A 22281-nucleotide genomic window follows, 5' to 3' on the forward strand; every position below is an offset into this window, starting at 1 on the left:
CTAAGTTAAAAACCTAGCCCCTGTGACGTACGGCCGATCCGCTGTCGATGCGCCGCGGTGGGATCGCGCGCCGACGGCCGCCGTCGTGGGCGTTCCGCGATCCCGTCATGCGGGCCCGAGCCACCGGCACAACAGCAGGCACACGTCGTCGTCGTGGTCGGTGCCGCCGAGCATCTCGTGCAGCACGTCGTCGGTCCGCTCCCCGACCTTGCCGTCGCCACAGCGTTCGAACGCCGCCGCCAGCCGCGCCATCCCGGCGTCGATGTCACTGGTGCGGCGTTCGATGAGCCCGTCGGTGTACAGGGCCACGGACGAGTCCGGGGTGAGCCTGCGGCGGTGTTCGGGAATCGACGGCGACAGGTCGATGCCGAGCATCGGCCCGTGGTCGACGTCGAGGTATCCGACCTCCCCGTCGGCGTCCTGCACCAGCGGCGGCGGATGCCCCGCACTCGCCCACCGGATCATGCCGCTGCGCAGCTGCACCTCGACGACGACGGCAGTGGCGAACAGTGAGCCCCGGCTCTCCCTCAGCAGTTCGTGCACGAGTCGCAACGACGACGCAGGGCCGTGTCCCTCCATCGCGTAGGCGCGCAGCGCGTTCTGCAACTGCCCCATGACGACGGCCGCGTCGAGACCGTGACCGGTGACGTCGCCGACGGTGAGCACGACCGTCCCGTCGGAACGGCTGAAGGCGTCGTACCAGTCACCGCCGATGTGGACACCGCGCGTCGACGACCGGTACCGCGCGGCGATGTCGAACTCGTCCAGTTCGGCCAGCGCAGGCAACATGGCGTGCTGCAGCCGCTGCGCCAGCTCGTGCTCCCGCTCGTACTCGTAGGCGTTGCGCAGGCCGAGCGCGGCGCGGCCCGCGACGGCGTGCGCGAGCGAGATGTCGTCGGCCGTGAAGCCGCGATGCCTGCGTTCCAGATCCAGCACGCCGAGCGCGTGGCGGCCTGCCAGCAGGGGCACGCTCAGCCTGCTCGTTCCGGTACGAACGGAGCGCCGCGTGATCAGGGTCTGCTGGACGGTCGGGTCCGGCCGCACGTCCCCCGACGACGGTGTCGCACACCGCAGGCCGTCGTCGGTGGAGCGCCACACGCGCGTGCTGTCGGCCAGCCCGTGGGACTGCACGAGCGCGGCGACCTGCGACAGCATCTCCGTACTGTCGAGCGACGTCGCGGACGCGCGGCTGACCTCGTCGAGAAAAGCGGTGCGGTCGATGTCGTCCCGCGACGGCGATCCCGTCACGGGCCGGTCGGCCAGCCGCCACCGCAGGTCGCGGTCCGGCCCGCCACGGGCGGGAGTGCGCACCTCCTGCGCGGGCAGCTTCGCCTCGCCCGATTCTCCCGCCGCGACCTCGGTCAACGCCGCCACGACGTCGCCCACGGGCGTCGCCGGGTCCAGGGTCCCGAGCACGTCGGCCACCACCGCCCACGCGTCGGTGGACAACCGCCCTGCGCGCACAGCCCTGGCGAGTTCCGCGCTGAGCGGGTCGCTCAACTCGCGCTCGACACTCACCGGGGTTCACCTCCGCCAGAAGCCGGGCTTCCACTATGCCCGCTGCCAGCGAAGATGTCTCGCATTACTCGCCGAGGGTGTCACCCAAGAAGACCATCGTGCGAAGTTCGTCCGAGTGCGTGTACCGAGCCGCCACAGAGGGCACACGGGGGTTGTGAACAATCCGCGGTCGACGCCCGATCGGCGGAGTCACCGGGCACCGGGTGTTGGCACCCGTCCGGCCTCCGCCGCATTCACGGCAAGGACCGCCGAGCCGACGGGGCCGACGATGATGATTGAGCAGAGCCGCGTCGCGGCCGACACCCTCGTGGTCGACATCGCGCTGACCACGGACCTGCACGGTCCCACGGACGCCCGCCACGCCGTGGACGCCGCACTCGGCGTCACGGACGAGTCGTCCCGGCAGAACGTACTCCTGCTGGTCACGGAGCTGGCGTCGAACGCGGTCGTGCACGGACGTCCGCCGTGCAGACTGCGGGTGCGCACCGGCGCGGGGAGACTGCGCATCGAGGTGTCCGACGCCGACCCGCGGCGCCCCGAGGTGCTGCATCCGGGCCCGGAGGTCGACCACGGTCGTGGCCTGCTGCTCGTCGCGGCGCTGGCGGACGACTGGGGTGTCGATCGGGCCCGCCGGCCCGCGGGGCAGGACGGGAAGGTCGTGTGGGCCGAGCTGCCGTACCCGCCGCCGACATCGCCCGAACGAGGGGTTTCGCGGCCGGTGTTCGGCCGCTGACGACACCGTGACCGGAGCGACCGTGTCCCTCACCGACGCGGCTGCGCTGCAGGTGAGCGACTCGCCGGACGGCCGGCTGCGGCCACCCGCACTAGGACAACCTCGGAACCGACCCCACAATGGGTGAATGACGACGTGGGCACGACTCGTACCGGCACTCCTGTTGCCTGCCGTCGTGCTGGGCGGGGGCGCCGCATGCTCCGACGAACCGGGCCCCGCCCCCGCGCCGAGCACGTCGGCGTCCGCCGAGCCACCCTCGGGTTCGACGCCGCGGTCTCCGACCTCGCCGGACCAGCCGGCCGGCCCCCGCGGAGCCGCCGACACCGGCCCCGGCTGTGGGGAACGCGCGCTCGAGGCGGGCGAGTTCAACCCGGACTGCAAGGAGTACCAGGGCTATCTCGACCCCGGCGGTCGCGGCCGCGACGACACCGCGGGCGAGGCGCAGCTCGAATACGCGTGCGAACAGGGCTACATCCCCAAGGAGAAGTGCTGAACCTGCCCGGCCTTCCCCGGAACCGTCGACCGGAGCCGGTTCTCGGCGCGGCAACCACCCGCCGCACGCCACACGGGTGGTTCACGGTCCGTGGTCGTGCGGCCGGGCATTCCGGTGGCGGTGCGCCCGGACGCGGGCCGCGCGGACCGGAGTCCTGCCCCACGACGGCCCGAGCGAGCCACTCACGGTCGCATCCGTCGACCGCTCCATCCCCGACACGTCCGTAACCGCTTCGTCCCTGGAAACAGCCCGTGACCGGCGGCAGAAGCGGTCGACGGCGGCGCCGGGCGCAGTCCCGGCGGCGCGGCGTCGTCCACCCCGGCGACGCAGATTCCGGGAACGGTCAGGAGCACCTCACCATGAACGCCAACGGCACGACCGGCCGGCGCCGCATCCTGCGGTGGCTGCTCCCCGCACTGCTGATCGTCGGCTGGCTCGTCGTAGGCGGGGTGGGTGGCCCGTTCGCGGGCAAGCTGACCGAGGTGGCGGAGAACGACAACTCCGCGTTCCTGCCCGAGACGTCCGAGTCCACCAGGGTCGCAGAGCTGGAGCGCACGTTCACCGACGACGAATCCGTGCCCGCCGTCGTCGTCGCCGAGCGCACCCCCGGCGTGACACGTGCCGACCAACGGTTCCTCGCGGAGAAATCCGCGGCCTTCACCGCACTACCCGGTGTGGCCGGCGAACTGCCGCCACCCGTCCCCTCCGACGACGGCCGGGCGCTGCAACTGGTGGTGCCGATCGCCGCCGACACCGCTCCCGACGCGGCGGTCGAGAAGCTCCGGGAGATGCTGGCCTCCGACCGGCCCGGAGGCCTGACCGTCCTCGTCACGGGACCGGCCGCGCTCGGTGCCGATCTGGGAGAGGCGTTCGGCGGCATCGACGGACTCCTGCTGCTCGTCGCGGGTTCGGTCGTCGCGCTCATCCTGGTCCTGGTCTACCGCAGTCCCCTGCTGCCGGTCCTGGTGCTGCTGTCCGGCGTGTTCGCTCTGGGACTCGCCAGTCTGGTGGTGTACCTGCTCACCGACAACGGCGTCATCGACCTCGACGGACAGAGCCAGGGCATCCTGTTCATCCTCGTGTTCGGCGCCGCGACCGACTACGCGTTGTTGCTGGTGTCCCGATACCGGGAGCAGTTGCGGGACACCGACGACCGGCTGGCCGCGATGGCATCGGCATGGAAGGCCACCATCGAGCCGATCGCGGCATCGGCGGGCACTGTGATCCTCGGCGTGCTCTGCCTGTTGTTCAGCGACCTCCGGTCGAACCAGGGACTCGGGCCGGTCGCGGCCATCGGCATCGGCTCCGCGTTGTTCGCGGCCACGACGTTCCTCCCTGCCGTGCTCGCCGTCTTCGGCCGGTCGGCGTTCTGGCCGTACCGGCCGAAGGTGGGTTCACCGCATCCGGAGGAGAGCGGCCTCTGGCGGCGGATCGCGGCACGCGTCGGCTCCTCGCCGCGACTGATCTGGGTGGCCACCACGCTGGTGCTGCTCGTGGGAACGGCGTTCCTGCCGCAACTGCGGGCCTCCGGCACCGCCGAGTCCGACGTCTTCCTGAACGACGTGGACTCGGTCGCGGGCCAGGAGGTCCTGAGTGAACACTTCGTCGCGGGGTCGGGCAGCCCTGCCGTGATCATCGCCGACGCGGGCCGGATCGACGACGTAGCGGCCGCGGCACGGGTCGACGGCGTGGCCGAGGTGTCGATCACGACCGGACCGGACGGCGAACCGAGGACGGAGGACGGCGCGGCGCGCATCGAAGCCACCCTGTCCGATCCGGCCGATTCCGGATCGGCCGTCGCCACCGTGGAACGGCTGCGCGAGGCCGTGCACGCGGTACCGGGCGCCGATGCGAAGGTCGGCGGACGTACCGCCGCCCAGCTCGACACGCAGAACGTCTCCGAGCGCGACCGCAATCTGATCATGCCGATCGTTCTCGGGGTGATCTTCGTGGTGCTCGCGTTGCTGTTGCGCTCGCTGCTGGCACCGCTGCTGCTGATCGCGACGGTCGTGCTGTCGTTCGCCGCGACCATGGGGGTGTCCGCGCTGGTGTTCAACCATGTGCTCGACTTCCCCGGAGCGGACCCGGTCGTGCCACTGTTCGGCTTCGTGTTCCTGGTGGCGCTCGGCATCGACTACAACATCTTCCTCATGACCAGAGTGCGTGAGGAGACGCTCCGGCAGGGCACCAGGGCCGGCGTACTGCGCGGGTTGACGGTCACCGGCGGCGTGATCACCTCCGCGGGAGTCGTGCTGGCCGCCACGTTCGCCGCGTTGGCGGTGCTGCCGATCCTCTTCCTCGCGCAGATCGCGTTCATCGTCGCGTTCGGGGTGCTGCTCGACACGCTGATCGTGCGGTCACTGCTCGTCCCGGCGCTGGCGATCGACCTCGGCGGACGCATCTGGTGGCCGTCGCGGCTGCGGGAACGCAGCTGATCCGCACCGGCCTCCGTCCGACCGCGGCCGCCGCCATGTCGCCGGGACGTCGTCAGACCGGTGCGATGCGGGCCTTGAGCAGGCAGAAGGAGTTGCCCTCGGGGTCTTCGAGGACGTTCCACGGCTCCTCGCCGGTCTGGCCGATGTCTGCCGGACGTGCCCCGAGTTCCAGCAACCGTTCGAGTTCCGCGTCGGCGTCCCGATCGGTCGGGTTGAGGTCGATGTGGAGCCCGGACTTCGCCTCGGCCGGTTCGCCGGTGCGGAGGATGATCGTCGCCTGCGGACCGCCGAAGCCCTCGCGCGGCCCGATCTCGACGGCGTAGCCCTCGCCCTCCTCCGCGTACTCGCGGCCGAGCTCGACGAAGTCCAGAACCTCGCACCAGAACCGCGCCAGCACCTCGGGGTCGCGGCAATCGAGGACGAGCTCACCGATACGACAGGCCATTGTCCGATCCTGCTTTCACCGTGGGAACCGTGTACCTGTCCCGCCGGGAGGCTCACCCGGCGGGAACAGGTCCGGACCGTATCGGCAACGGACACGGCGGCGCGACGGTTTTTTCGAGCCCGAAACCCGCGCCGCCGTGGACCGCCCGCGTTCCGGGGTGCCGGTTGCTCCGCGACGAGTCACCCGTCGAGCTCGACCAGACGTACCGGGCCGAGCAGTCCGGACGGTTGGACGTCCCATTCCGCGGGCGGTGTGGTCCGCCAGCTCATGAAATGGTCGTCGGGCAGCGTCCCGGCGCGCGCCATCGCCCGCACTCGGTTCGCCGCGAGGTTCGTCACCTCGATGTCCAGCACGTTCTCGCCGGCCCGGAGTGTCTCGCCGAGCGGGAGCCGGAACGGGATGGCCCACGCGACGCCGACCTCGGTGCCGTTCACCGTGATCCGGGCGGTCTCCCGCACGGTGCCGAGGTCGAGCGCCCAGGCACGGTTCGCGTCGCCGGGTTCCAGCGTGAACGTCAGCGAGTACCGTGCGGTCCCCGAGAACGCCGCTTCCGGTTCGCCCAGTTCGGTCCACGAGGTGAGCGCGTCGAGCGTGCGCCGGCGCGGCAGGTCCGGACCGCCGTCCAGGAACTCCAGGGACCACCGGCCGCGAAGGTCGCGGCGCTCCCCTTCCGGCGTGGACGTGCGGAAACCGGGTGCGCTGATGCGCCGCCGCTCGAACGCACGGAGGACGACGCTCTCGCCCGGGTCGAGGGACACGTGCACCTGACTGCTCCGCCGCGCACGCCGGTGGCGGGCACGGCCACGTTCGTCCCGCAGTGGATCGAGCGCGGCAACCGATGCTGCCGTGGTTCCGAGCGTGTGCCAGCCGCGGACCGGCTCCGCGGTCAGGTTGGCCACGAAGTAGTCCGCGCCGTCGTCGTGGAACCGGCGCACCACGTGCAACCCCGCGTCGGCCAGCGGTTCACGCACCGCACCGGCGTCGGCGAGGGCGTCGTCCACACCGCTGCGGTCGGTGACCACGACACGGCCGGCACCCACCCGCCGCGTCCCGTGGGCGCCGGTGCCCGGTGCCAGCGCCGCGATCAGTTCCCGCAACCGGGTGCGACGCTCGTCGAGCCCGCCCAGCCCGGGAACGTCGCGGGGCGACGCGCCCACGAAGATCACGGTCGCTCCGGCGGTGGCGAACTCGTGGAGCTTGGCGAGCGTGTCCACGGGCATCAGCTCGGCACCGGGGACGACGACGGCCGCATAGCCGGACCGTCCATTGGAGACACCGCCGCGACGGCCGTCGAACTCGGCGAGCTGCCGATCGGATGCCCAGTCGAACTGCCAGCCCCTGCGTTCCAGTCCACCCACGACCTCGTCGGCCCCGCTCGGATGCGGATACATCCAGCCGTCGCCGTCCCAGTGGTAGTCCGGCGTCAGCTCGCCGTCCTGCTCCCGCATACCGCCACCGTCCGGCGTGGCCCACACGTCGTGCTGGGGCCAGTACACGAGCACGTCGTTGCCGTGCCTGCCGTGCTGCAGGATCGACTGGCACCGCGTGATGTATCCGGTCAGTTCCGAGACGTACCGCCACCAGGGATTCTCCGGGCGCAGCTGGGTGGCCGCGTAGAAGTTGACACCCGGCCACGGGGCGTCCTGCGGCGAGTACGTCGTGCCGTGGAACACCACGTGGTTGATGCCGGCGGCGAACAGGATGTCGACCGCGGGTTTGATCTGCGACAACGACACGTGATGGTGCTCGTCCCGCCAGGTGACCGTCTCCGCGCCGACGAGTTCGCCGCCGCCCAGGTGTGCGGCCGAGGACGCCATGCGCCACACGAGCGGCACGGGGTCCTGGGCCCCGGCGCCGTGTCGCAGCCCGGGAATCGGGATGTTCTCACCACCGGTGTACTCGGTCTCCGGGATGTCGGCGGCGCCGTAGACGTCGAGCAGGTTCGCCGGCGACCCGTGTGCCTGGTTGCGGGTGAGCCAGTCGCGTTCCGCGCTGAACTCGGTGAACGGCCGCGCGAACCGTTCGAGGAACAGGTCGGAGTAGGTCTCCCGCACGTCCGACAACAGCCGGGTCCGGGTCTCGGACGTGTCTCCGGTGTCGAACAGTTCCGGCAGGTGCGGCGTGAGCTCGTAGCCGCGGAGCCGGGCGAAGTCCCGCAGTGCCGACGGCGTCCAGTCGATTCCTCCCAGCTCGAAGGAGTCGTGGAACAGCGCGCGGATCCCGTTCCGACTGCCGACGGCGTCGGCGAAGTGGTCCAGATGGTGCCGGATGGCGCTCTCGTCGAAGTAGTCCGCCATCAGGCCCTTGCCGCCGGGGCCCGCCCGCTCGACGCGTTTGAGTACCCAGCCGTTGAACACCCCGGTGAGCCGCCAGTTTCCGGGTGGGGCGGTCCAGTCCAGCTTCCGGTTTCGGTCGATCCGTGCGGTCAGGTCCACGGTCTCGCCGGTCTCGACCTCGCGGGCCACCAGCGCGACCGGCTCGGGTTCAGGGATGGGCGGCATCGGCGGGCGCAGGTCCGGACGCGACAGTCGCTCCTCGTCGACCAGGTCCGGATGCGGCGGATGAATCGTTTTCACCGGTTCGTCGAGCCGCTGCCCGCCTCGCAGTTCCCAGTGTTCGACGAGGGCGCGACCGGCGCTCTGCCGCACGTCCATCCACGGGCCGCCGAAGGTCCAGCCCGAGCCCGACGTCAGATCGACACCGAGGCCACGTTCCGCAGCCGACCGGAGTGCCGTGTCGAGGGCGGCGAGCCATTCACGGCTCAGGTAGGGAAGAATCCGGTCCTCGTCACGCTGCGATTCGTAGATGGGCTGGATCTCGACCCCACCGAATCCGTGGCCCGCGAGCTGGTCGAGCTCGTCGCGGAGGCCGTCACCCGTGACCGCGCTGCCCAGCCACCACCAGCGCGTCCACGGTCGTGTTTCCCGGTCGAACGCGGGCCAGCGGAGCGGATTCGACGCGCCCTCGGATGCCGGGGATCGCGCCGCCTGTGCCGCTTGTGCCGGCAGTGCCGCACCGCCGACCACCGCGATCCCCGTCAACGCTCCGCCGTAGATGAACTGCCTGCGATTGAGCATTTCCACCCGCCTCACCGTTGAAACGTTTCAAGAAACGCTAATCGTTTGCGAAGCGAACAGTCAACCGCGGCCCCTACCGGCCGATCGGGTCATACCCGGCGCCGCAACGGGGCCACGGCCACCCTGCGGCGGAACAAATCCCGTCGCGACGCGTTGCACCGGGAGTGAAGAAGATCGGATTCCTGTCCTTCGGCCACTGGTCCGACGCGCCGCACTCGCAGACACGCACGGCCTCGGACGCGTTGCTACAGGCGATCGAGCTCGCCGTCGCGGCGGAGGAGCTCGGGGCCGACGGCGCCTACTTCCGCGTCCACCACTTCGCGCGGCAGCACTCGTCGCCGTTTCCGCTGCTGGCGGCGATCGGGGCGCGCACGAGCCGCATCGAGATCGGCACCGGCGTGATCGACATGCGCTACGAGAACCCGCTCTACACCGCCGAGGACGCCGGTTCCGCCGACCTCATCGCGGGCGGACGGCTGCAGCTCGGCATCAGCCGCGGCTCGCCCGAGCAGGTCGTCGACGGCTGGCGCTACTTCGGCTTCGAGCCCCGGGAGGGCGCGACCGACGCGGACATGGGCCGCGAACACACCGAGACGCTGCTCTCCACCCTCGAGGGCAACGGCTTCGCGCGGCCGCACCCGCGCCCCATGTTCCCCAACCCGCCCGGCCTGCTGCGCGTCGAGCCGCATTCGGACGGCCTGCGCGAGCGCATCTGGTGGGGATCGGGCGCCAACGCCACGGCCCAGTGGGCGGCGCGACTCGGCATGAACCTGCAGAGCTCGACGCTCAAGGACGACGAGAGCGGCGAGCCGCTGCACGTTCAGCAGCGCAAACAGATCGAGGCCTACCGCGAGGCGTGGGACGCGGCAGGACACGCACGCACGCCGCGAGTCTCGGTCAGCCGCAGCATCTTCCCCATCGTCAGCGACCTCGACGACATGTACTTCGGCGATGCGGGCGAGTCCGGGGACAAGATCGGTTACATCGACGCCCATACGCGCGCCGTCTTCGGGCGTTCGTACGCAGGCGAGCCGGACGTGCTCGTCGAGCGGCTCGCCGAGGACGAGGCGATCGCCGCGGCCGACACGCTGCTGCTCACCGTGCCCAACCAGCTCGGGGTCGACTACAACGCGCATATCCTCGAGAGCGTCCTCACCCACGTGGCGCCGGAACTCGGCTGGCGCTGAGCACGGGACGAGGCGACGGGTCGAGGCGCCGGGTCGAGGCGCCGGGTGGAGAAGCCGGTGACGCGCGAAGGGAGCTGACCGGGTGGCACGCCTTCGTGTCGGTTGTGCGATGTGGACGCACCCTGCCTGGCAGGGACGGTTCGTACCGCCGTCGCTGCCGGCCACGCGACGGCTGCGCGCCTACGCCGGCTGGTGCAACGCGGTCGAGGGCAACACCACCTTCTACGCCACGCCCACGCGTGACACCGTCGCGAGCTGGGCTGCCCAGACCGACTCGGACTTCCGGTTCGTGGTGAAGCTGCCGAAGGTGGCCACGCACGAGCGCCGGTTCGTCGGCGTCGAGGCCGAGATGCGCGCGTTCCTCGACGCGATCGAACCGCTCGGCGAGCGCGCGGTGCTGTGGACCCAGCTGCCGCGCTCGTTCGGCCCGCCCGGACTCGATGCGCTCGGCCGGTTCCTGCGCAGGCTGCCGCCCGACCTCCCGCGTGCGGTGGAGGTGCGCGACCCGGTGTTCTTCACCGACGCCGGCGCAGCCTCCCGACTCGAGGCCACACTCGCGGGCGCGAACGCCGAGTGGGTGCCGTTCGACACGACTCTGCTGTTCGCCGCCCCGACGACCAGCGAGGCCGAGGAGGAGGCGTGGCGGCAGAAGCCACGGCTGCCGCGGCGGACACGCGCACTGACCGACCGGCCGATCGTGCGTTACCTCGGCCGAGACTCGGTCGACGAGACGATCGCGGGCTGGGAGCCGTGGACCACGGTGGTCGCCGACTGGGTGCGCGAGGGCCGCTCACCCACGGTCTTCCTGCACACCCCCGACAACCGCGACGCACCCATGCTGGCCCGCCGGTTTCATCAGGACGTCCGAACCCTGGTGCCCGACCTCGACCCGCTGCCGGAACCGGAGCCGATCGCACCGGCGACCCTGTTCTGACACCGCCGGCGCCGGATTCGACCTCCCCGGGCCGTCGACGAGCCGACCGGGCTACAGCAACTGCGGCATTCGGGTCGCCCGGTTCGCCACGGTCGCTGCGGCGGTCGCCACGACGACGAGGGCCGCGACGATCGCGGCCCCTCCCCACGTCAAGGGTGCGAAGTCGAGCACGGTGGCAACGGGAGTGAGGGTCGCGGCGAGACCCGCGAGCAGTGCGGTCACGGCCCACGCGGGGAAAGCGGGATTGGCGGTCCAGGACAGGGCAGGCTGACTGCGCAACGTCCAGGCGATGAGGGCGTGCGCGGTGAGCCAGGTCAGCACAGCACCGGTGCGGGCTTCGTCGGTGCTTGCGCCGAGCTCGGTGAGCAGCAGGTACGCCGGCAGGACAGCGAGGGTGAGCGTGGCCGCGGTGGTGGCGATGGCGGTCACGACCACCCGGTCGAGGAATCGGCTGTCGGCACGACGGGGCGGCCGGCGCATCGCTTGGGGGGCCGCCGGCTCGGCGACGAACGCAACCGAGGCACCGAGGTCCATGAAGATTTCCAGCAGGACGATGTGCACGGGCTGGAACGGACTGGGCAGGCCGAGCGCAAGGGCGAGGAGCAGCACGAGCACGAGCGCGAGCTTCGCCCCGAGATAGAACGCGACGGCCCGGCGCAGTTGGGCGCTGATGTTGCGGCCCTTGGCCACCGCGGTGATCACGGTCGGGTACGCATCGTCGGTGAGGACGACACCGGCGGTGGCGCGGGCGAGTTCGGCGCTGCGACGGCCCAGCACGATGCCGACGTCGGCGGCGGCGAGTGCCGGAGCATCGTTGGCACCGTCCCCGGTGACCGCGACGACCTCGCCCCGCTGTTGCAGGGCCCGTACGACACGGTGCTTGGCAGCCGGGGTCGCGCGGGGGATCACACTGCCGTGCCGGAGGCGGGTGGCCAGGTCTGCGTCCGACAGCGCATCGAGGTCCTGGCCGCGCAGGGTCTGGCCGGCGGGCAGCCCGGCCTGCGCGGCGACCGCGGCGGCGGTGGCGGGGTGGTCCCCGGTGACCACGATGGTGGCCACACCCGCGTCGGCGAACTCGGCGACGGCACCGCGAAGGCCGGGGCGGATCGGATCGGTGAACGCGGCGAGTCCCACGTAGGACAGCTCCCGTTCGACCGTTTCGCGGTCGAACGTTTCGGGGTCGTCGGGTTCGCGGTCGAGATACCGGTGGGCGAAGGCGACGACCCGCATCCCACGGCCCGACAGCGTGTCGAGTTCGGCGTCGAGCGCACTGCGCGTGGCGGGGTCGAGGCGGCAGCGGTCCAGCACGGCCTCCGGCGCGCCGGACACCGCCAGCACGATGCCGTCGCCTGTGGTGTGGGCGCGGGACACGAGCTTGCGGATCGGGTCGAAGGGGAACGTCGCCACCTGCCTGCCCTGCTGGGCGATGCCGGCCTCGGCGGCAGCGTGGGCGAGCTGGGTTTCCAGGGGATCCCGCTGTGCCGCGTCCTCGGATTGGCAGGCGAGCGCGACCTCCAGTACCCGCGAGCGGTCACCGCGGATCTCGGCGAGTTGCAGATCGTTCTCGGTGAGAGTGCCGGTCTTGTCGGTGACGACGGTGGTCACCGCGCCGAGGGTTTCCCCTGCACGCAACCGCCGCAGCAGCACTCCGCGACGCGCAAGCGCGCGGCCCCCGATCGCGAGCAACACCGTGATCAGGATGGGGAGTTCTTCGGGAACGGTCGCGAACGCGATGGTCAGTCCGGAGAGCAGCATTTCCTGCCAGGGCTGCCCGGTGAGCAGGCCGACGACGGGCACCAGCACGCTCGCCGCGATCGCGACGATCGCCACCGTCCTGGCCAGCTGGGACAGCCCGAGCTGCAACGGGGTCGGCGGCTCCTTGGTGTCGGCGACGAGTTTGCCCAGTCGCCCCAGCTGTGTCGTCCCACCGGTGGCGACCACGACGGCACGACCCTCGCCCGCAAGTACCGCGGTGCCGGCGTGCAGCACGCCGGAGCGTTCGGCGAGCTCGGTCCGTGCGGGCACCGGATGCTCGGTCTTGCCGACCGGGGCGGCCTCGCCGGTCAGGGTGGACTCGTCGGCCCGCAGCCCGCTTGCGAACAGCACGCGTGCGTCCGCGGGCACGACGTCGCCTGCCTCGACCGCGACGACATCGCCGGGTACGAGGTCGGCGGAGGGCACCTCGACGACGCCGCCCTCGCGCACCAGCCGCGCCGTCGGGGCGGTCAGCGCCTTCAACGCAGCGATGGCCCGCGCGGCCCGCATCTCGCTGGCCGTCTCGAGCGCCGCGACCACGACAACCACCGACGCGATCGCGATCGCGTCCACCATGTCCCCGAAGACGCCGGAGAGCACGGCCACCGCGATCAGCAGCAGTTGCAGCGGCTCGGTGAAGGATTCGGCCAGTTCCTCCCACCACGGTTCCCGCTTCTCGGCAGCAGCGGTGTTCGGGCCGTGGCGGGCGAGACGGCGCACCCGCTCGTCCTCCGGTAGTCCGGTCCTCCCGGTGTCCAGCCGCTCGACCACGTCCCCCGCGGTGAGGGCGTGCCACGCGGGTGACTGTTCCCCTCCGGTCACGCCGACTGCGGTGTCGGCCTCTCCTGCACGGGCGCGGGGCATCAGCTGTCCTCGACCGCGCGCAGCCTGCGTTGCGGTGCGTCCTCGACGGGAGGTTCGACGGGGGCTTCACGGCTCAGCGCGGCCTGCTCGAAGTCCGCCAGGTCCCGCGCGGCCTGTTCCACCGCCTCGCGGGCAGCCTGCCCACCGGGTGCGTCGAAGTAGTCCCGCGCGGCGATCTTGGCCAGCCACGAGCGGTACCGCTCCAGGTCGGACTCAGACTCTTCCACCTCGGCATAGGTAGCCCGTCCGCGCGCCCGCTCGGACTCCAGCTCCTGCCGGAACTCCGGTAACCGTTCCAGCATCTCCGCGTACTCGTCGTCGCGGGCGGCGTTGAACTCCGCGACCACGCTCCGCTCCTCGTCGCCGTCGGCGAAACGCATCGTCAGCACGCGCGCACTGCCACCCTGCCTGCGCACCTTGTCGGCCAGCCGCCGCACCTGCCGCACCACCTCCGGTTCGGCAGGCAACAGGCACACCGACTGCTGCAGGTACAGCGCCCCCAACGAGCGCAGCTTGCGCCACACGGTCACGCGCAACGTCCCCGCCGCGCCCGCGGTCGACACGCTGACCATCAGCCAGCTCCGGCTGTCGGCTTCGCTCGTCACGCCGCAATGTTACTCCCGTAACACCAGCACGCAAGGGCCTCGGGTGCAACGCATCAGCGGAAACGTTGCGCGTCACAGTGCGCGCGTAAGTGAGATGATGATCTTGACGAACCGGCGACCTGTTCGGGCACCACGGGCTGGTTGACCTCTAGTTCGGTCGAAATCTTGGCGCCGTGTCGATGGAGCCCTTCGGACGTGGAGCGTGACGATGAAGATTCGGCCGCACGTGAGTGATCCAGTGGCTCAGAATGATGTCGAAGCAGTGGTGGAACGGTTCGCCCCAGCCGAGCTCCGTCAGTGGATCGCAGGGCGGGCACGACCGCTGCCGCTCGATCCCGGGAGTGCGCCGGTGCGACTACCCGAGTCGCTCTCGCGGGCCAGCGTCGTCGGTTCGCTCGGCCAGGGAGCTGGTACGTGCTACGCACGTCCTGCTGCGGGCACTTGTCGAGCAGGCGGGCTTCCGAGTCGTGGCTATCGAGGGCACCATCGAGACGGCTGTCGCGCTCGAACGGTTCGTCCGCACCGGCGAGGGCGAGCCCGCCACGCTCATTGCCACCAGTCGCCGGTGACCCGCGCACCGTGCCACCGGTGGAAACCCACCGCTACCGCGTCGCCGCCCTGACCGTGGGCTCGGGCTCGGCACCGTTCGCCGTCGCGGACCCGCCCTACGAGCTCACCGAGTACGCGTTCGCCGACGCACCCCACGACATCGCACTACTGGAGTTGGCAACCTCGAACCGTGTACTCCCGAAGCCTCCCGACCCCTAATCCAATCCTTGGAGTGCCCCGGTGGGAACCGCAAAGGATGGGAACGGGACTGACCAGGGTGCGCTCACCGGGACTTTGACGATCAACGCGGTATTCGACCTCCCCGAAGCACCCCGGAAGTCGTCATGATCAGCCCAGCTGCACGGTGGTATCGCGATCACGTGAGAGCACGACGTGCACCTGTACCTCAAGCGTGCCCATGGCACGGCCCTGCGGTTCGGGACGGCGCGCGCCGGCTGAACAGCAGGACTCGCGGTCCGGAGTGCACAACTCGCTGTCGGGAACGCAGGACTCGAGGTGTCACAGGAGCTTGGCCGGGGTGATGGGCAGGTCGCGGAGGCGTTTGCCCGTCGCGTTGTGGATGGCGTTCGCGACCGCCGCCGCGACACCGGTGATGCCCACCTCACCGATGCCGAGCAGGCCCAGCGGCATGGTCGGGTCCGGCTCGTCGAGGTAGGCGATGTCGATCGGCGGGATGTCGGCGTGGACGGGCACGTGGTAACCCGACAGGCTCGGGTTCATGATCCGGCCGCTGCGCGGGTCCACGTGCGCCTCTTCGGTGAGCGCCATCCCGATGCCCATGACGATCCCGCCACGGAGCTGGCTGACCGCGGTCTTGCGGTTCATGACACGGCCGACGTCGAACGCGCCCGTCCACCGGGAGACGCGCACCTCGCCGGTGTCGGCATCGACTCGGACCTCGCAGAAGTGCGCGCCACATGCGGCCTTCTGCCACCTGCGCATGTCGCGCGCCGTCCTCGCCATGAACCGCGCCTGGCCCGCCGCCTTGCCGATCCTGGTGTCCGAACCGACCGCCGCCTCGATGTAGGGCACCTTCGCGGCGGCGACAATCTCGGCCGGCGTTCGGCCCGCTGTGCCCGAACGCCGCGCCAACGTGTCGAGCCGCCGCGTGAGCTTCCGGCACGCAGCGAGCACGCTGGCCGCGACACTCGAGGTCTGCATCGAGCCGCCCGCCATCGCGCCCTCGGGCAGCGCCGAGTCGCCGCACTCGACGTGCACCGCGTCGAACGGCACGCCGAGCGCGTCGGCCGCGATCTGCGCCTGCACTGTCGCCGCACCGACGCCGATCTCGTGTAGTCCACTGCGGACGGTCACGCTGCCGTCGGCGGCGAGCCGTACGGTCACGTTCGCCGTGAGACGCAGTTGCGGGTGGTACGCCGTCGCCACGCCCGTGCCGACGAGCCAGCGGCCGTCGCGTGTCGTGCCGGGCTCCGGCGAGCGGTCGGCCCAGCCGAAACGATGCGCGCCCAGCTCATAGGCCTCACGCAGCATCCGGTGCGAGAACTTCTTGCCGTCGATGGGATTTCGCTCGGGCTCGTTACGCATGCGCAGCTCGATCGGGTCGGCGCCCAGCTCGTACGCGAGCTCGTCGATCGCCGACTCGAGCGCGAACGACCCGATCGCGTCGCCCGGTGCGCGCACGGCCGTGTTCGGAATCCAGTCGAGCGTCACCGAGCTCTGCCCCGTACGGATGTTGGCGGCGCCGTAGAGGTGGTTCGCGGGTGTGACGGCGGGTTCCGGCTGACCGCCGACCGGGCTCTTCCTGGTGACCGCGGTGTGCACGAGTGCGGTGAGCTTCCCGTCCCGACCGGCGCCGAGCGCCACGCGCTGAGTCGACGGTGTCCGCGCGCCGACCGTGCGGTAGACGTCCTCGCGGGTGAGCGACAGCCGGACCGGGCGGCCCGTCGCCCGCGCGGCGAGCACCGCGAGGATCACACCCGGCCACGCGAAGCCCTTGCCGCCGAACCCGCCGCCGACGAACGGCGCCAGCACCCGCACCTTGGCCTCCGGCACCCCGAACCGGAGCGCGAGATGCGCGCGCAGCCACGCCATGTTCTGTGTCGCGTCGTGCACGGCGAGCTCGTCTCCGTGCCACACGGCGGTCGTCGCATGCGGCTCGATCGCGTTGTGGTGGTGCTGCGGCGTCGAGTACTCCGAGTCGACGACGACCGGTGCCGCCGCGAGTGCCGCGTCGGCGTCGCCCTTCTTCGCACCGGTGGGCATGAGCATGTTTCCCTTGTCCAGCACGGCGTTCGGCAGCTCCGCGGCGAAGTCCACAGTGGCGGGAAGACGCTCGTAGGTCACCTCGACGAGCGCGGCCGCCTCGCGTGCGGCGTGGGAATGCTCGGCCACGACGACGGCGACCGGCTGGCCGTCCCAGTGCACCTCGTCGGTGTTGAGGTAGTTGACCTGCGTGCCGGAGACCATCGTGCTCATGTTGACGGGGGAGACTCGCTTCGGCGGGTTGAGCTTCGGCGCGTTGTGGTGCGTCAGCACCGCCACCACTCCGGGAAGCGCCTCGGCGGCGGAGGTGTCGATGCCGGTGATCCGGCCACGGCTGACGGTCGCGGTCACCAGTGCCGCATGGGTGAGGCCGGCAAGGTCGTGCTCGGCCGCGAAGCGCGCCGCGCCGGTGGTCTTCGCCGGCCCGTCGACGCGATCGACCGGTGCGCCGACCACGGGCTCACGGGTGGTGTTGTGAGTGCTGGTCATGCGGCACTCCCGGCTGCGGCGTGTTCCTGGAGCTCGCGCAGGGTCGCCACGATCGTGCGGCGTGCGAGCTCCACCTTGAACGCGTTGTCGTGTTGTGGGGTGGCCGCGGCGAGCTCGGCCTCGGCGGCACGGGCGAAGGTCTCCTCGGTGGCGGGTGCGCCGACGAGCAGTCGTTCGGCCTCGGCGGCACGCCACGGGAGTGGCGCCACGCCGCCCAGCGCGACGCGTGCGTCGACGATCGTGTCACCGTCGAGGCGCAGCGCGGCCGCCACGGAGACGAGCGCGAACGCGTACGAAGCCCGGTCGCGCACCTTGCGGTAACGGGACCGCGGGGCCGCGTCGGCAGCGGGCAGCTCGACGGCGGTGATCAGCTCGTCACGCTCGAGCACGGTCTCGACATGCGGAGTGTCGCCCGGCGGCCGGTACAGCTCCAGCACGGGAACGCGGCGCGTACCCCGGATGCTCTCCACCTCGACGACGGCGTCGAGCGCCGCGAGCGCAACCGCCATGTCCGAGGGGTGCGTCGCGACGCAGTGCTCGCTCACCCCCAGGATCGCCGCGTCGCGCGTGATGCCGCCGAGTGCGCCGCAGCCGCTGCCCGGCTCGCGCTTCGCGCACGGCGACGCGGTGTCGTAGAAGTACGGACATCGCGTGCGCTGCAACAGATTCCCGCCGACGGTCGCCATGTTGCGCAGCTGCGCCGACGCGCCGTTGAGCACTGCCTGCGAGAGCACGGGGTAGCGCGTACGAACGAGCGGGTGCGCGGCGAGCGCGCTGTTGCGCACGCCGGCTCCGACGCGGACACCGCCGCCGGGCAACTCGTCGATGCCGGTCAGCGGCAGCCGAGTGACGTCGACGACCACGTCGGGCCGCTCGACGTTCTCGCGAATGAGGTCGACGAGATTCGTGCCGCCGCCGAGGAACTTCGCGCCCGGCCTCTCGGCGACGGTGCGCAGCGCGGTGGTGACGTCCGTGGCCGTCACGTAGTCGAACGTTCTCATCGCACGACCTCCGCGACCGCCTCGACGACCCCGTTGTAGGCGCCGCAGCGGCAGATATTGCCGCTCATGCGTTCCCGGATCTCCTCGTCGGTCAGCTCCTCGCCCTCGGCCGCCGGGTCCTCGCTGACGGCGCTGGGCATGCCGTCCTTGTGCTCGGCGAGCATCCCGATCGCCGAGCAGATCTGGCCGGAGGTGCAGTAGCCGCATTGGAACCCGTCGTGGCGGACGAAGGCCTCCTGCAGCGGATGATCGACGCCTTCGATCGTCGTGATCTCGCGGTCGGCGTACTGCACGGTGAGCGCGAGGCAGGCGTTGATCCGCTCGCCGTCGGCGAGCACCGTGCACGCGCCGCACGCGCCCTGGTCGCAGCCCTTCTTCGTGCCGGGCAGCCCGAGGTGCTCGCGCAGCGCGTCGAGCAGGCTGACCTGCGGGGGAATGTCGAGCCGTCGGTCGGCCCCGTTGACGCGCAAGCGCACCTCGGCCATCGCGGTCTCCTTCGTCGTGGTGGATGTACCGCGAAGTTAACAGAACGCCGTACCGCTAACAAGAGAACGGTGTTCCTTTAACCCGTTACCTATACTCCGCTGAGACATGGATCAGGAAACGTTCGTACGGGCAAGGCGTCCGGAACAGAAACAGCAGCGCCGCGAGGCGATCCTCGCGGCGGCGGGGGAGCTCGCGCTCGAACGCGGGGTGCGCAACGTCAGCCTCGGCGACATCGCCAAACGGGTGGGCTTCGCGAAGTCGAACGTGGTGCGCTACTTCGGCACCCGTGAGGAGATCTACCTCGAACTCTCACTGGTCCACGGACGGCAGTGGGTCGACGAGGTCAAGCGGCGGCTGCCGTGCGAGGGGATCGTCGACGCGCTCGTCGAGCCGCTCGGCGAAAGACCGCTGCTGTGCGACCTGATCAGCCAGGGCGGCACGTCGCTCGAGCACAACGTCGGGGTGGAGGCGGCGGCGGAGTTCAAACGCACCATGCACGGGCTGATCGTCGAGCTGGCGGTGGCGATCGCGGAGTGCTCCGCCGAGCTCACCGAAGCCGAGGCGAGCGAGGTGGTCACGGCGGCGGCCGCCTGCGCGATGGCGTTCTACCCGGCCGCGAACCCGCCGCCGACACTGCGCGAGGCCTACGACCGCCATCCCGAGCTGGCCGCCATGCAGGTGGAGTTCGTGCCCGCGACGAAGCGGGCGGTAGCCGCGCTCCTCGCGGGTATTCCGACGTTGCGGTGAACGCCGGAATACCCCCGAAGGAGCCGGATCGGTCGGTGTCTGCGAGTCGTCAGCGAACGTGGAAGGTGTCGGGGTGTGCGCCGACGCGTTCTCCGCGGTCGAGGCCCGCGAGTGTGCCGAGGTCGTCGCGGTCGAGCTCGAAGTCGAACAGCTCGAGGTTGGCCTTGATGCGCGACGGCGTGACCGACTTCGGGATGATCACGTTGCCGAGCTGCAGATGCCAACGCAGCACCACCTGTGCGGGCGTCTTGCCGTACTTCTCGGCGAGCGCGGTCACGGTCGGGTCGGTGAGGACGTCGCCGCCCTGCGCGAGCGGGCCCCACGCCTCGGTGGCGATGCCGTGCTCGGAGTGGTACTTGCGCAGCTCCGGCTGTTGCAAGTACGGGTGCAGCTCGACCTGGTTGACCGCGGGGACGATGTCCGACTCCTCGGCGAGCCGGTCGAGGTGTTCGGGCTGGAAGTTCGACACGCCGATCGCCTTCGCGCGACCCTCGGCGTGGATCTTCTCGAACGCGCGCCACGTGTCCACATAGCGGTCGACGTCCGGCATCGGCCAGTGGATCAGGTACAGGTCGACGTAGTCGGTGCCGAGCTTCTCGAGGCTGGTGTCGAACGCCTTGAGCGTCTCGTCGTAGCCCTGGTCGGCGTTCCACAACTTCGTGGTGAGGAAGATGTCCTCGCGCGCGACGTCCGAGTCGGCGATGGCCTTGCCGACCTCGCCCTCGTTGCCGTATGCGGCAGCGGTGTCGATGCTGCGGTAGCCGGCCTCGAGCGCGGAGGTGACGGCTGCCACCGTCTCGTCGGCGCCGACCTTGAAGACGCCGAAACCGACCTGCGGCATCGCTACGCCGTTGTTCAGTGCGATCGTGGGTACGTTCGTTGGTGCCATGCCCGGTCCAACGCGTGTCCGGCCGCGTGTATTCGCGTGAGCAACGGGGGCTTGATCACATCGCACCCCAGCTCGGGGAACCTTCGCGCGCAGGACGCGCACGGTGCGACCTCGCCACCCTCGGAGTGCCCCCGACGGGACTCGAACCCGCACTGAATCGGTTTTAAGCCGACTGCCTCTGCCGATTGGGCTACGGGGGCACCTAGCAGCTTAAGGCCCTGCGCACGGCTGGGGTCCGTGAACCCCGTCACCCGGCCTGCCACCCGCCGACACCCGGCCGCGCGGACTCGGCCACCGACACACGAATGCGGCCCCGAGTCGTCACCTCGGGGCCGCATCTCGAAGCCGGTCGTGTCCGGGTCAGGACTTGGACGCCCTGTTGAACTCTTCCTTCGGGTTGTTGATCTGCCCGAGCGAGATCGTCTCGCGCTTGAACAGTCCGCCGAGGGCCCAGTCCAGCATGATGCGGACCTTGCGGTTGAAGGTCGGCATCGCGTGGACGTGGTAGGCGCGGTGGAAGAGCCAGGCGGGGAAGCCCTTGATCTTCATCTTCATCGCGTCGGCCACACCCTTGTGCAGGCCGAGACCGGCGACCGCGCCCAGGTTCTTGTGGTAATAGTCCGTCGGTTTGCCGCCGCGCAGCGAGGCGATGATGTTCTTCGCCAGGTGGCGGGCCTGCCGCACGGCGTGCTGCGCGTTCGGCGGGCACGTGGCCGTGGGGTCCTCCTCGGTGCGCGACAGGTCCGGCACGGCCGAGACGTCACCGGAGGTCCACACGTCGGAGTGGCCGACGACGTTCAGCGCGGCGGTCGCCTCGAGCCGGCCGCGCTTGTCGGTCGGCAGGTCGGACTCGGCGACCACCGGGTTGGCCTTCACGCCCGCGGTCCAGATGATGGTGTCGCTGTCGAACTCGGTGCCGTCGGACAGCACGACGTGGCCGTTCTCGAACGACTTCGCCGCCGTCGACAGGTACACCTCGATGCCGCGCTTCTCGAGCTGCTCGACCGTCCACACGCCGAGGGTGTCGCGCACCTCGGGCAGGATCCGGCCTGCCGCCTCGACGAGCACCCAGCGGATGTCGTCGGGCTCGATGTTCTCGTAGTACGTCGAGGCGTCGCGGGTCATGTCCTCGAGCTCGGCCAACGCCTCGATGCCCGCGAAGCCGCCGCCGACGACCGTGAAGGTCAGCAATCGCTTGCGCAGGTCGGGGTCGAGGGTGCTGGACGCCTCGTCGAGCTTGGTGAGCACGTGGTTGCGCAGGTAGATGGCCTCGCCGACCGTCTTGATGCCGATGCCCTGCTCGGCGAGCCCCGGGATCGGCAGCAGGCGCGGCACCGAGCCGAGCGCCACGACGAGGACGTCGTAGCCGAGCTGCTCGATGTGCCCGTCGGCGGCCTCGACCGTCACGGTCTTGCGCTCGTGCTCGATCTTGTTCACCCGAGCGGTGAGCACGTGACAGCGTCGGAGCACCCGGCGCAGCGGCACCACCACATGCCGAGGCTCGATCGACCCGGCGGCCGCTTCCGGCAGGAAGGGCTGGTAGGTCATGTGCGGCTGCGGATCGACGATCGTCACGGAGGCCTCGTTGGCCCGGAGCTTCTTCTGGAGGCCCAGCGCCGTGTAGAGGCCGACGTATCCGCCGCCGAGGATGAGGATCCTCGTCGGTTCCGACTTGACTGCCATGTGCTTCAGTTTCCCACTAACCGCCAGTACCCACTAACCGGGTTGGCCAGGTGTGATCGGTGTCGCCGCTTCAACCCAAACGATTCAGTTGACAGGACCTTTACACGGACCTACGGGGTGTCGCAAGGGTCGCGGCAGGGCCACGAC

General features: G+C 70.6%; 17 protein-coding genes and 1 tRNA gene. 7 read left to right on the forward strand and 11 right to left on the reverse strand.

Translation table 11 applies throughout. The features are described 5' to 3' along the window. Window positions 1–105: 105 nt before the first annotated feature. Entirely contained in the window at window positions 106–1518 is a 1413-nt protein-coding gene (locus tag LY13_RS09670; RefSeq protein WP_253827982.1) for a PP2C family protein-serine/threonine phosphatase, read from the reverse strand. Between the two features lie 268 nt (window positions 1519–1786). Here LY13_RS09670 and LY13_RS09675 point away from each other — a divergent pair, with 268 nt between their 5' ends. The 3 genes from LY13_RS09675 (at window position 1787) to LY13_RS09685 (ending at window position 5179) form a co-directional block, all read left to right on the forward strand. Further along, the gene (locus LY13_RS09675; protein ID WP_253827983.1) at window positions 1787–2251 is read left to right on the forward strand and encodes an ATP-binding protein; all 465 of its coding nucleotides are present in this window, start codon (window positions 1787–1789) and stop codon (window positions 2249–2251) included. 127 nt (window positions 2252–2378) lie between these two features. Then, the gene (locus LY13_RS09680; protein WP_253827984.1) at window positions 2379–2744 is read left to right on the forward strand and encodes a hypothetical protein; all 366 of its coding nucleotides are present in this window, start codon (window positions 2379–2381) and stop codon (window positions 2742–2744) included. A gap of 359 nt (window positions 2745–3103) precedes the next feature. After that, window positions 3104–5179: an MMPL family transporter gene (locus tag LY13_RS09685; RefSeq protein WP_253827985.1), complete on the forward strand. Its 2076-nt coding sequence runs from the start codon at window positions 3104–3106 to the stop codon at window positions 5177–5179. A gap of 52 nt (window positions 5180–5231) precedes the next feature. Here the strand turns inward: LY13_RS09685 and LY13_RS09690 are convergent, their stop codons facing one another. Together LY13_RS09690 and LY13_RS09695 are read right to left on the reverse strand one after the other, a co-directional pair. Continuing rightward, window positions 5232–5624 carry a VOC family protein gene (locus LY13_RS09690; RefSeq protein ID WP_253827986.1) on the reverse strand — a complete coding sequence of 131 codons (393 nt, stop codon included), beginning with the start codon at window positions 5622–5624 and terminating at the stop codon, window positions 5232–5234. 179 nt (window positions 5625–5803) lie between these two features. After that, complete coding sequence (locus LY13_RS09695) at window positions 5804–8701, reverse strand: glycosyl hydrolase (protein ID WP_253828074.1); 2898 nt, start codon at window positions 8699–8701, stop codon at window positions 5804–5806. 164 nt (window positions 8702–8865) lie between these two features. Here LY13_RS09695 and LY13_RS09700 point away from each other — a divergent pair, with 164 nt between their 5' ends. Continuing rightward, a complete protein-coding gene (locus LY13_RS09700) occupies window positions 8866–9888 on the forward strand; it encodes an LLM class flavin-dependent oxidoreductase (protein ID WP_253827987.1) in 1023 nt (340 codons plus the stop codon). Between the two features lie 82 nt (window positions 9889–9970). Continuing rightward, window positions 9971–10822 carry a DUF72 domain-containing protein gene (locus LY13_RS09705; RefSeq protein WP_504964899.1) on the forward strand — a complete coding sequence of 284 codons (852 nt, stop codon included), beginning with the start codon at window positions 9971–9973 and terminating at the stop codon, window positions 10820–10822. A 51-nt stretch (window positions 10823–10873) separates the two neighbouring features. On the opposite strand, the gene LY13_RS09710 is transcribed toward LY13_RS09705, so the two are convergent. Then, window positions 10874–13441 carry a cation-translocating P-type ATPase gene (locus LY13_RS09710; protein WP_253827989.1) on the reverse strand — a complete coding sequence of 856 codons (2568 nt, stop codon included), beginning with the start codon at window positions 13439–13441 and terminating at the stop codon, window positions 10874–10876. Continuing rightward, window positions 13441–14046: a Chromate resistance protein ChrB gene (locus tag LY13_RS09715; RefSeq protein WP_253827990.1), complete on the reverse strand. Its 606-nt coding sequence runs from the start codon at window positions 14044–14046 to the stop codon at window positions 13441–13443. Before LY13_RS09715 ends, LY13_RS09710 begins: the two co-directional genes overlap by 1 nt. Before the next feature lie 588 nt (window positions 14047–14634). Between LY13_RS09715 and LY13_RS09720 the strand changes: the two genes are divergently transcribed. Continuing rightward, window positions 14635–14814 (forward strand): hypothetical protein, encoded by a 180-nt coding sequence (locus LY13_RS09720; RefSeq protein WP_253827991.1) that lies wholly within the window; start codon window positions 14635–14637, stop codon window positions 14812–14814. 300 nt (window positions 14815–15114) lie between these two features. Here LY13_RS09720 and LY13_RS09725 read toward each other — a convergent pair whose 3' ends face one another. The 3 genes from LY13_RS09725 to LY13_RS09735 are packed head-to-tail and all read right to left on the reverse strand — an operon-like array spanning window position 15115 to window position 18814. Then, window positions 15115–17328, reverse strand: a complete 2214-nt coding sequence (locus tag LY13_RS09725) for a xanthine dehydrogenase family protein molybdopterin-binding subunit (protein WP_253827992.1) — start codon at window positions 17326–17328, stop codon at window positions 15115–15117. Next, on the reverse strand, window positions 17325–18329 hold the full coding sequence (locus LY13_RS09730; RefSeq protein WP_253827993.1) for an FAD binding domain-containing protein: 1005 nt from the start codon (window positions 18327–18329) through the stop codon (window positions 17325–17327). The genes LY13_RS09725 and LY13_RS09730 overlap by 4 nt, the downstream gene beginning before the upstream one ends. Continuing rightward, on the reverse strand, window positions 18326–18814 hold the full coding sequence (locus LY13_RS09735) for a 2Fe-2S iron-sulfur cluster-binding protein (RefSeq protein ID WP_253827994.1): 489 nt from the start codon (window positions 18812–18814) through the stop codon (window positions 18326–18328). Before LY13_RS09735 ends, LY13_RS09730 begins: the two co-directional genes overlap by 4 nt. Window positions 18815–18920: 106 nt before the next feature. Between LY13_RS09735 and LY13_RS09740 the strand changes: the two genes are divergently transcribed. After that, window positions 18921–19562, forward strand: coding sequence for a TetR/AcrR family transcriptional regulator (locus LY13_RS09740; protein ID WP_253827995.1), 642 nt, complete (start codon window positions 18921–18923; stop codon window positions 19560–19562). Between the two features lie 49 nt (window positions 19563–19611). On the opposite strand, the gene LY13_RS09745 is transcribed toward LY13_RS09740, so the two are convergent. The 3 genes from LY13_RS09745 to LY13_RS09755 form a co-directional block, all read right to left on the reverse strand. Next, complete coding sequence (locus LY13_RS09745) at window positions 19612–20451, reverse strand: aldo/keto reductase (RefSeq protein ID WP_253827996.1); 840 nt, start codon at window positions 20449–20451, stop codon at window positions 19612–19614. 126 nt (window positions 20452–20577) lie between these two features. Beyond that, a tRNA-Leu gene (locus LY13_RS09750) sits at window positions 20578–20651 on the reverse strand. Between the two features lie 160 nt (window positions 20652–20811). Beyond that, the gene (locus LY13_RS09755; RefSeq protein ID WP_253827997.1) at window positions 20812–22134 is read right to left on the reverse strand and encodes an NAD(P)/FAD-dependent oxidoreductase; all 1323 of its coding nucleotides are present in this window, start codon (window positions 22132–22134) and stop codon (window positions 20812–20814) included. Between the last annotated feature and the right edge of the window lie 147 nt (window positions 22135–22281).

It is taken from the genome of Prauserella aidingensis, assembly GCF_024171865.1.
Classification (GTDB): Bacteria; Actinomycetota; Actinomycetes; order Mycobacteriales; family Pseudonocardiaceae; genus Prauserella; species Prauserella aidingensis.

Bases quoted from the DNA above. Each gene is read 5' to 3' on its own strand.
- LY13_RS09710 (WP_253827989.1), bottom strand. From the start codon at position 13,441: ATGCCCCGCGCCCGTGCAGGAGAGGCCGACACCGCAGTCGGCGTGACC.
- LY13_RS09675 (WP_253827983.1), top strand. From the start codon at position 1,787: ATGATGATTGAGCAGAGCCGCGTCGCGGCCGACACCCTCGTGGTCGAC.
- LY13_RS09695 (WP_253828074.1), bottom strand. From the start codon at position 8,701: ATGCTCAATCGCAGGCAGTTCATCTACGGCGGAGCGTTGACGGGGATC.
- LY13_RS09685 (WP_253827985.1), top strand. From the start codon at position 3,104: ATGAACGCCAACGGCACGACCGGCCGGCGCCGCATCCTGCGGTGGCTG.
- LY13_RS09730 (WP_253827993.1), bottom strand. From the start codon at position 18,329: ATGAGAACGTTCGACTACGTGACGGCCACGGACGTCACCACCGCGCTG.
- LY13_RS09745 (WP_253827996.1), bottom strand. From the start codon at position 20,451: ATGGCACCAACGAACGTACCCACGATCGCACTGAACAACGGCGTAGCG.
- LY13_RS09680 (WP_253827984.1), top strand. From the start codon at position 2,379: ATGACGACGTGGGCACGACTCGTACCGGCACTCCTGTTGCCTGCCGTC.
- LY13_RS09735 (WP_253827994.1), bottom strand. From the start codon at position 18,814: ATGGCCGAGGTGCGCTTGCGCGTCAACGGGGCCGACCGACGGCTCGAC.
- LY13_RS09740 (WP_253827995.1), top strand. From the start codon at position 18,921: ATGGATCAGGAAACGTTCGTACGGGCAAGGCGTCCGGAACAGAAACAG.
- LY13_RS09725 (WP_253827992.1), bottom strand. From the start codon at position 17,328: ATGACCAGCACTCACAACACCACCCGTGAGCCCGTGGTCGGCGCACCG.
- LY13_RS09755 (WP_253827997.1), bottom strand. From the start codon at position 22,134: ATGGCAGTCAAGTCGGAACCGACGAGGATCCTCATCCTCGGCGGCGGA.
- LY13_RS09690 (WP_253827986.1), bottom strand. From the start codon at position 5,624: ATGGCCTGTCGTATCGGTGAGCTCGTCCTCGATTGCCGCGACCCCGAG.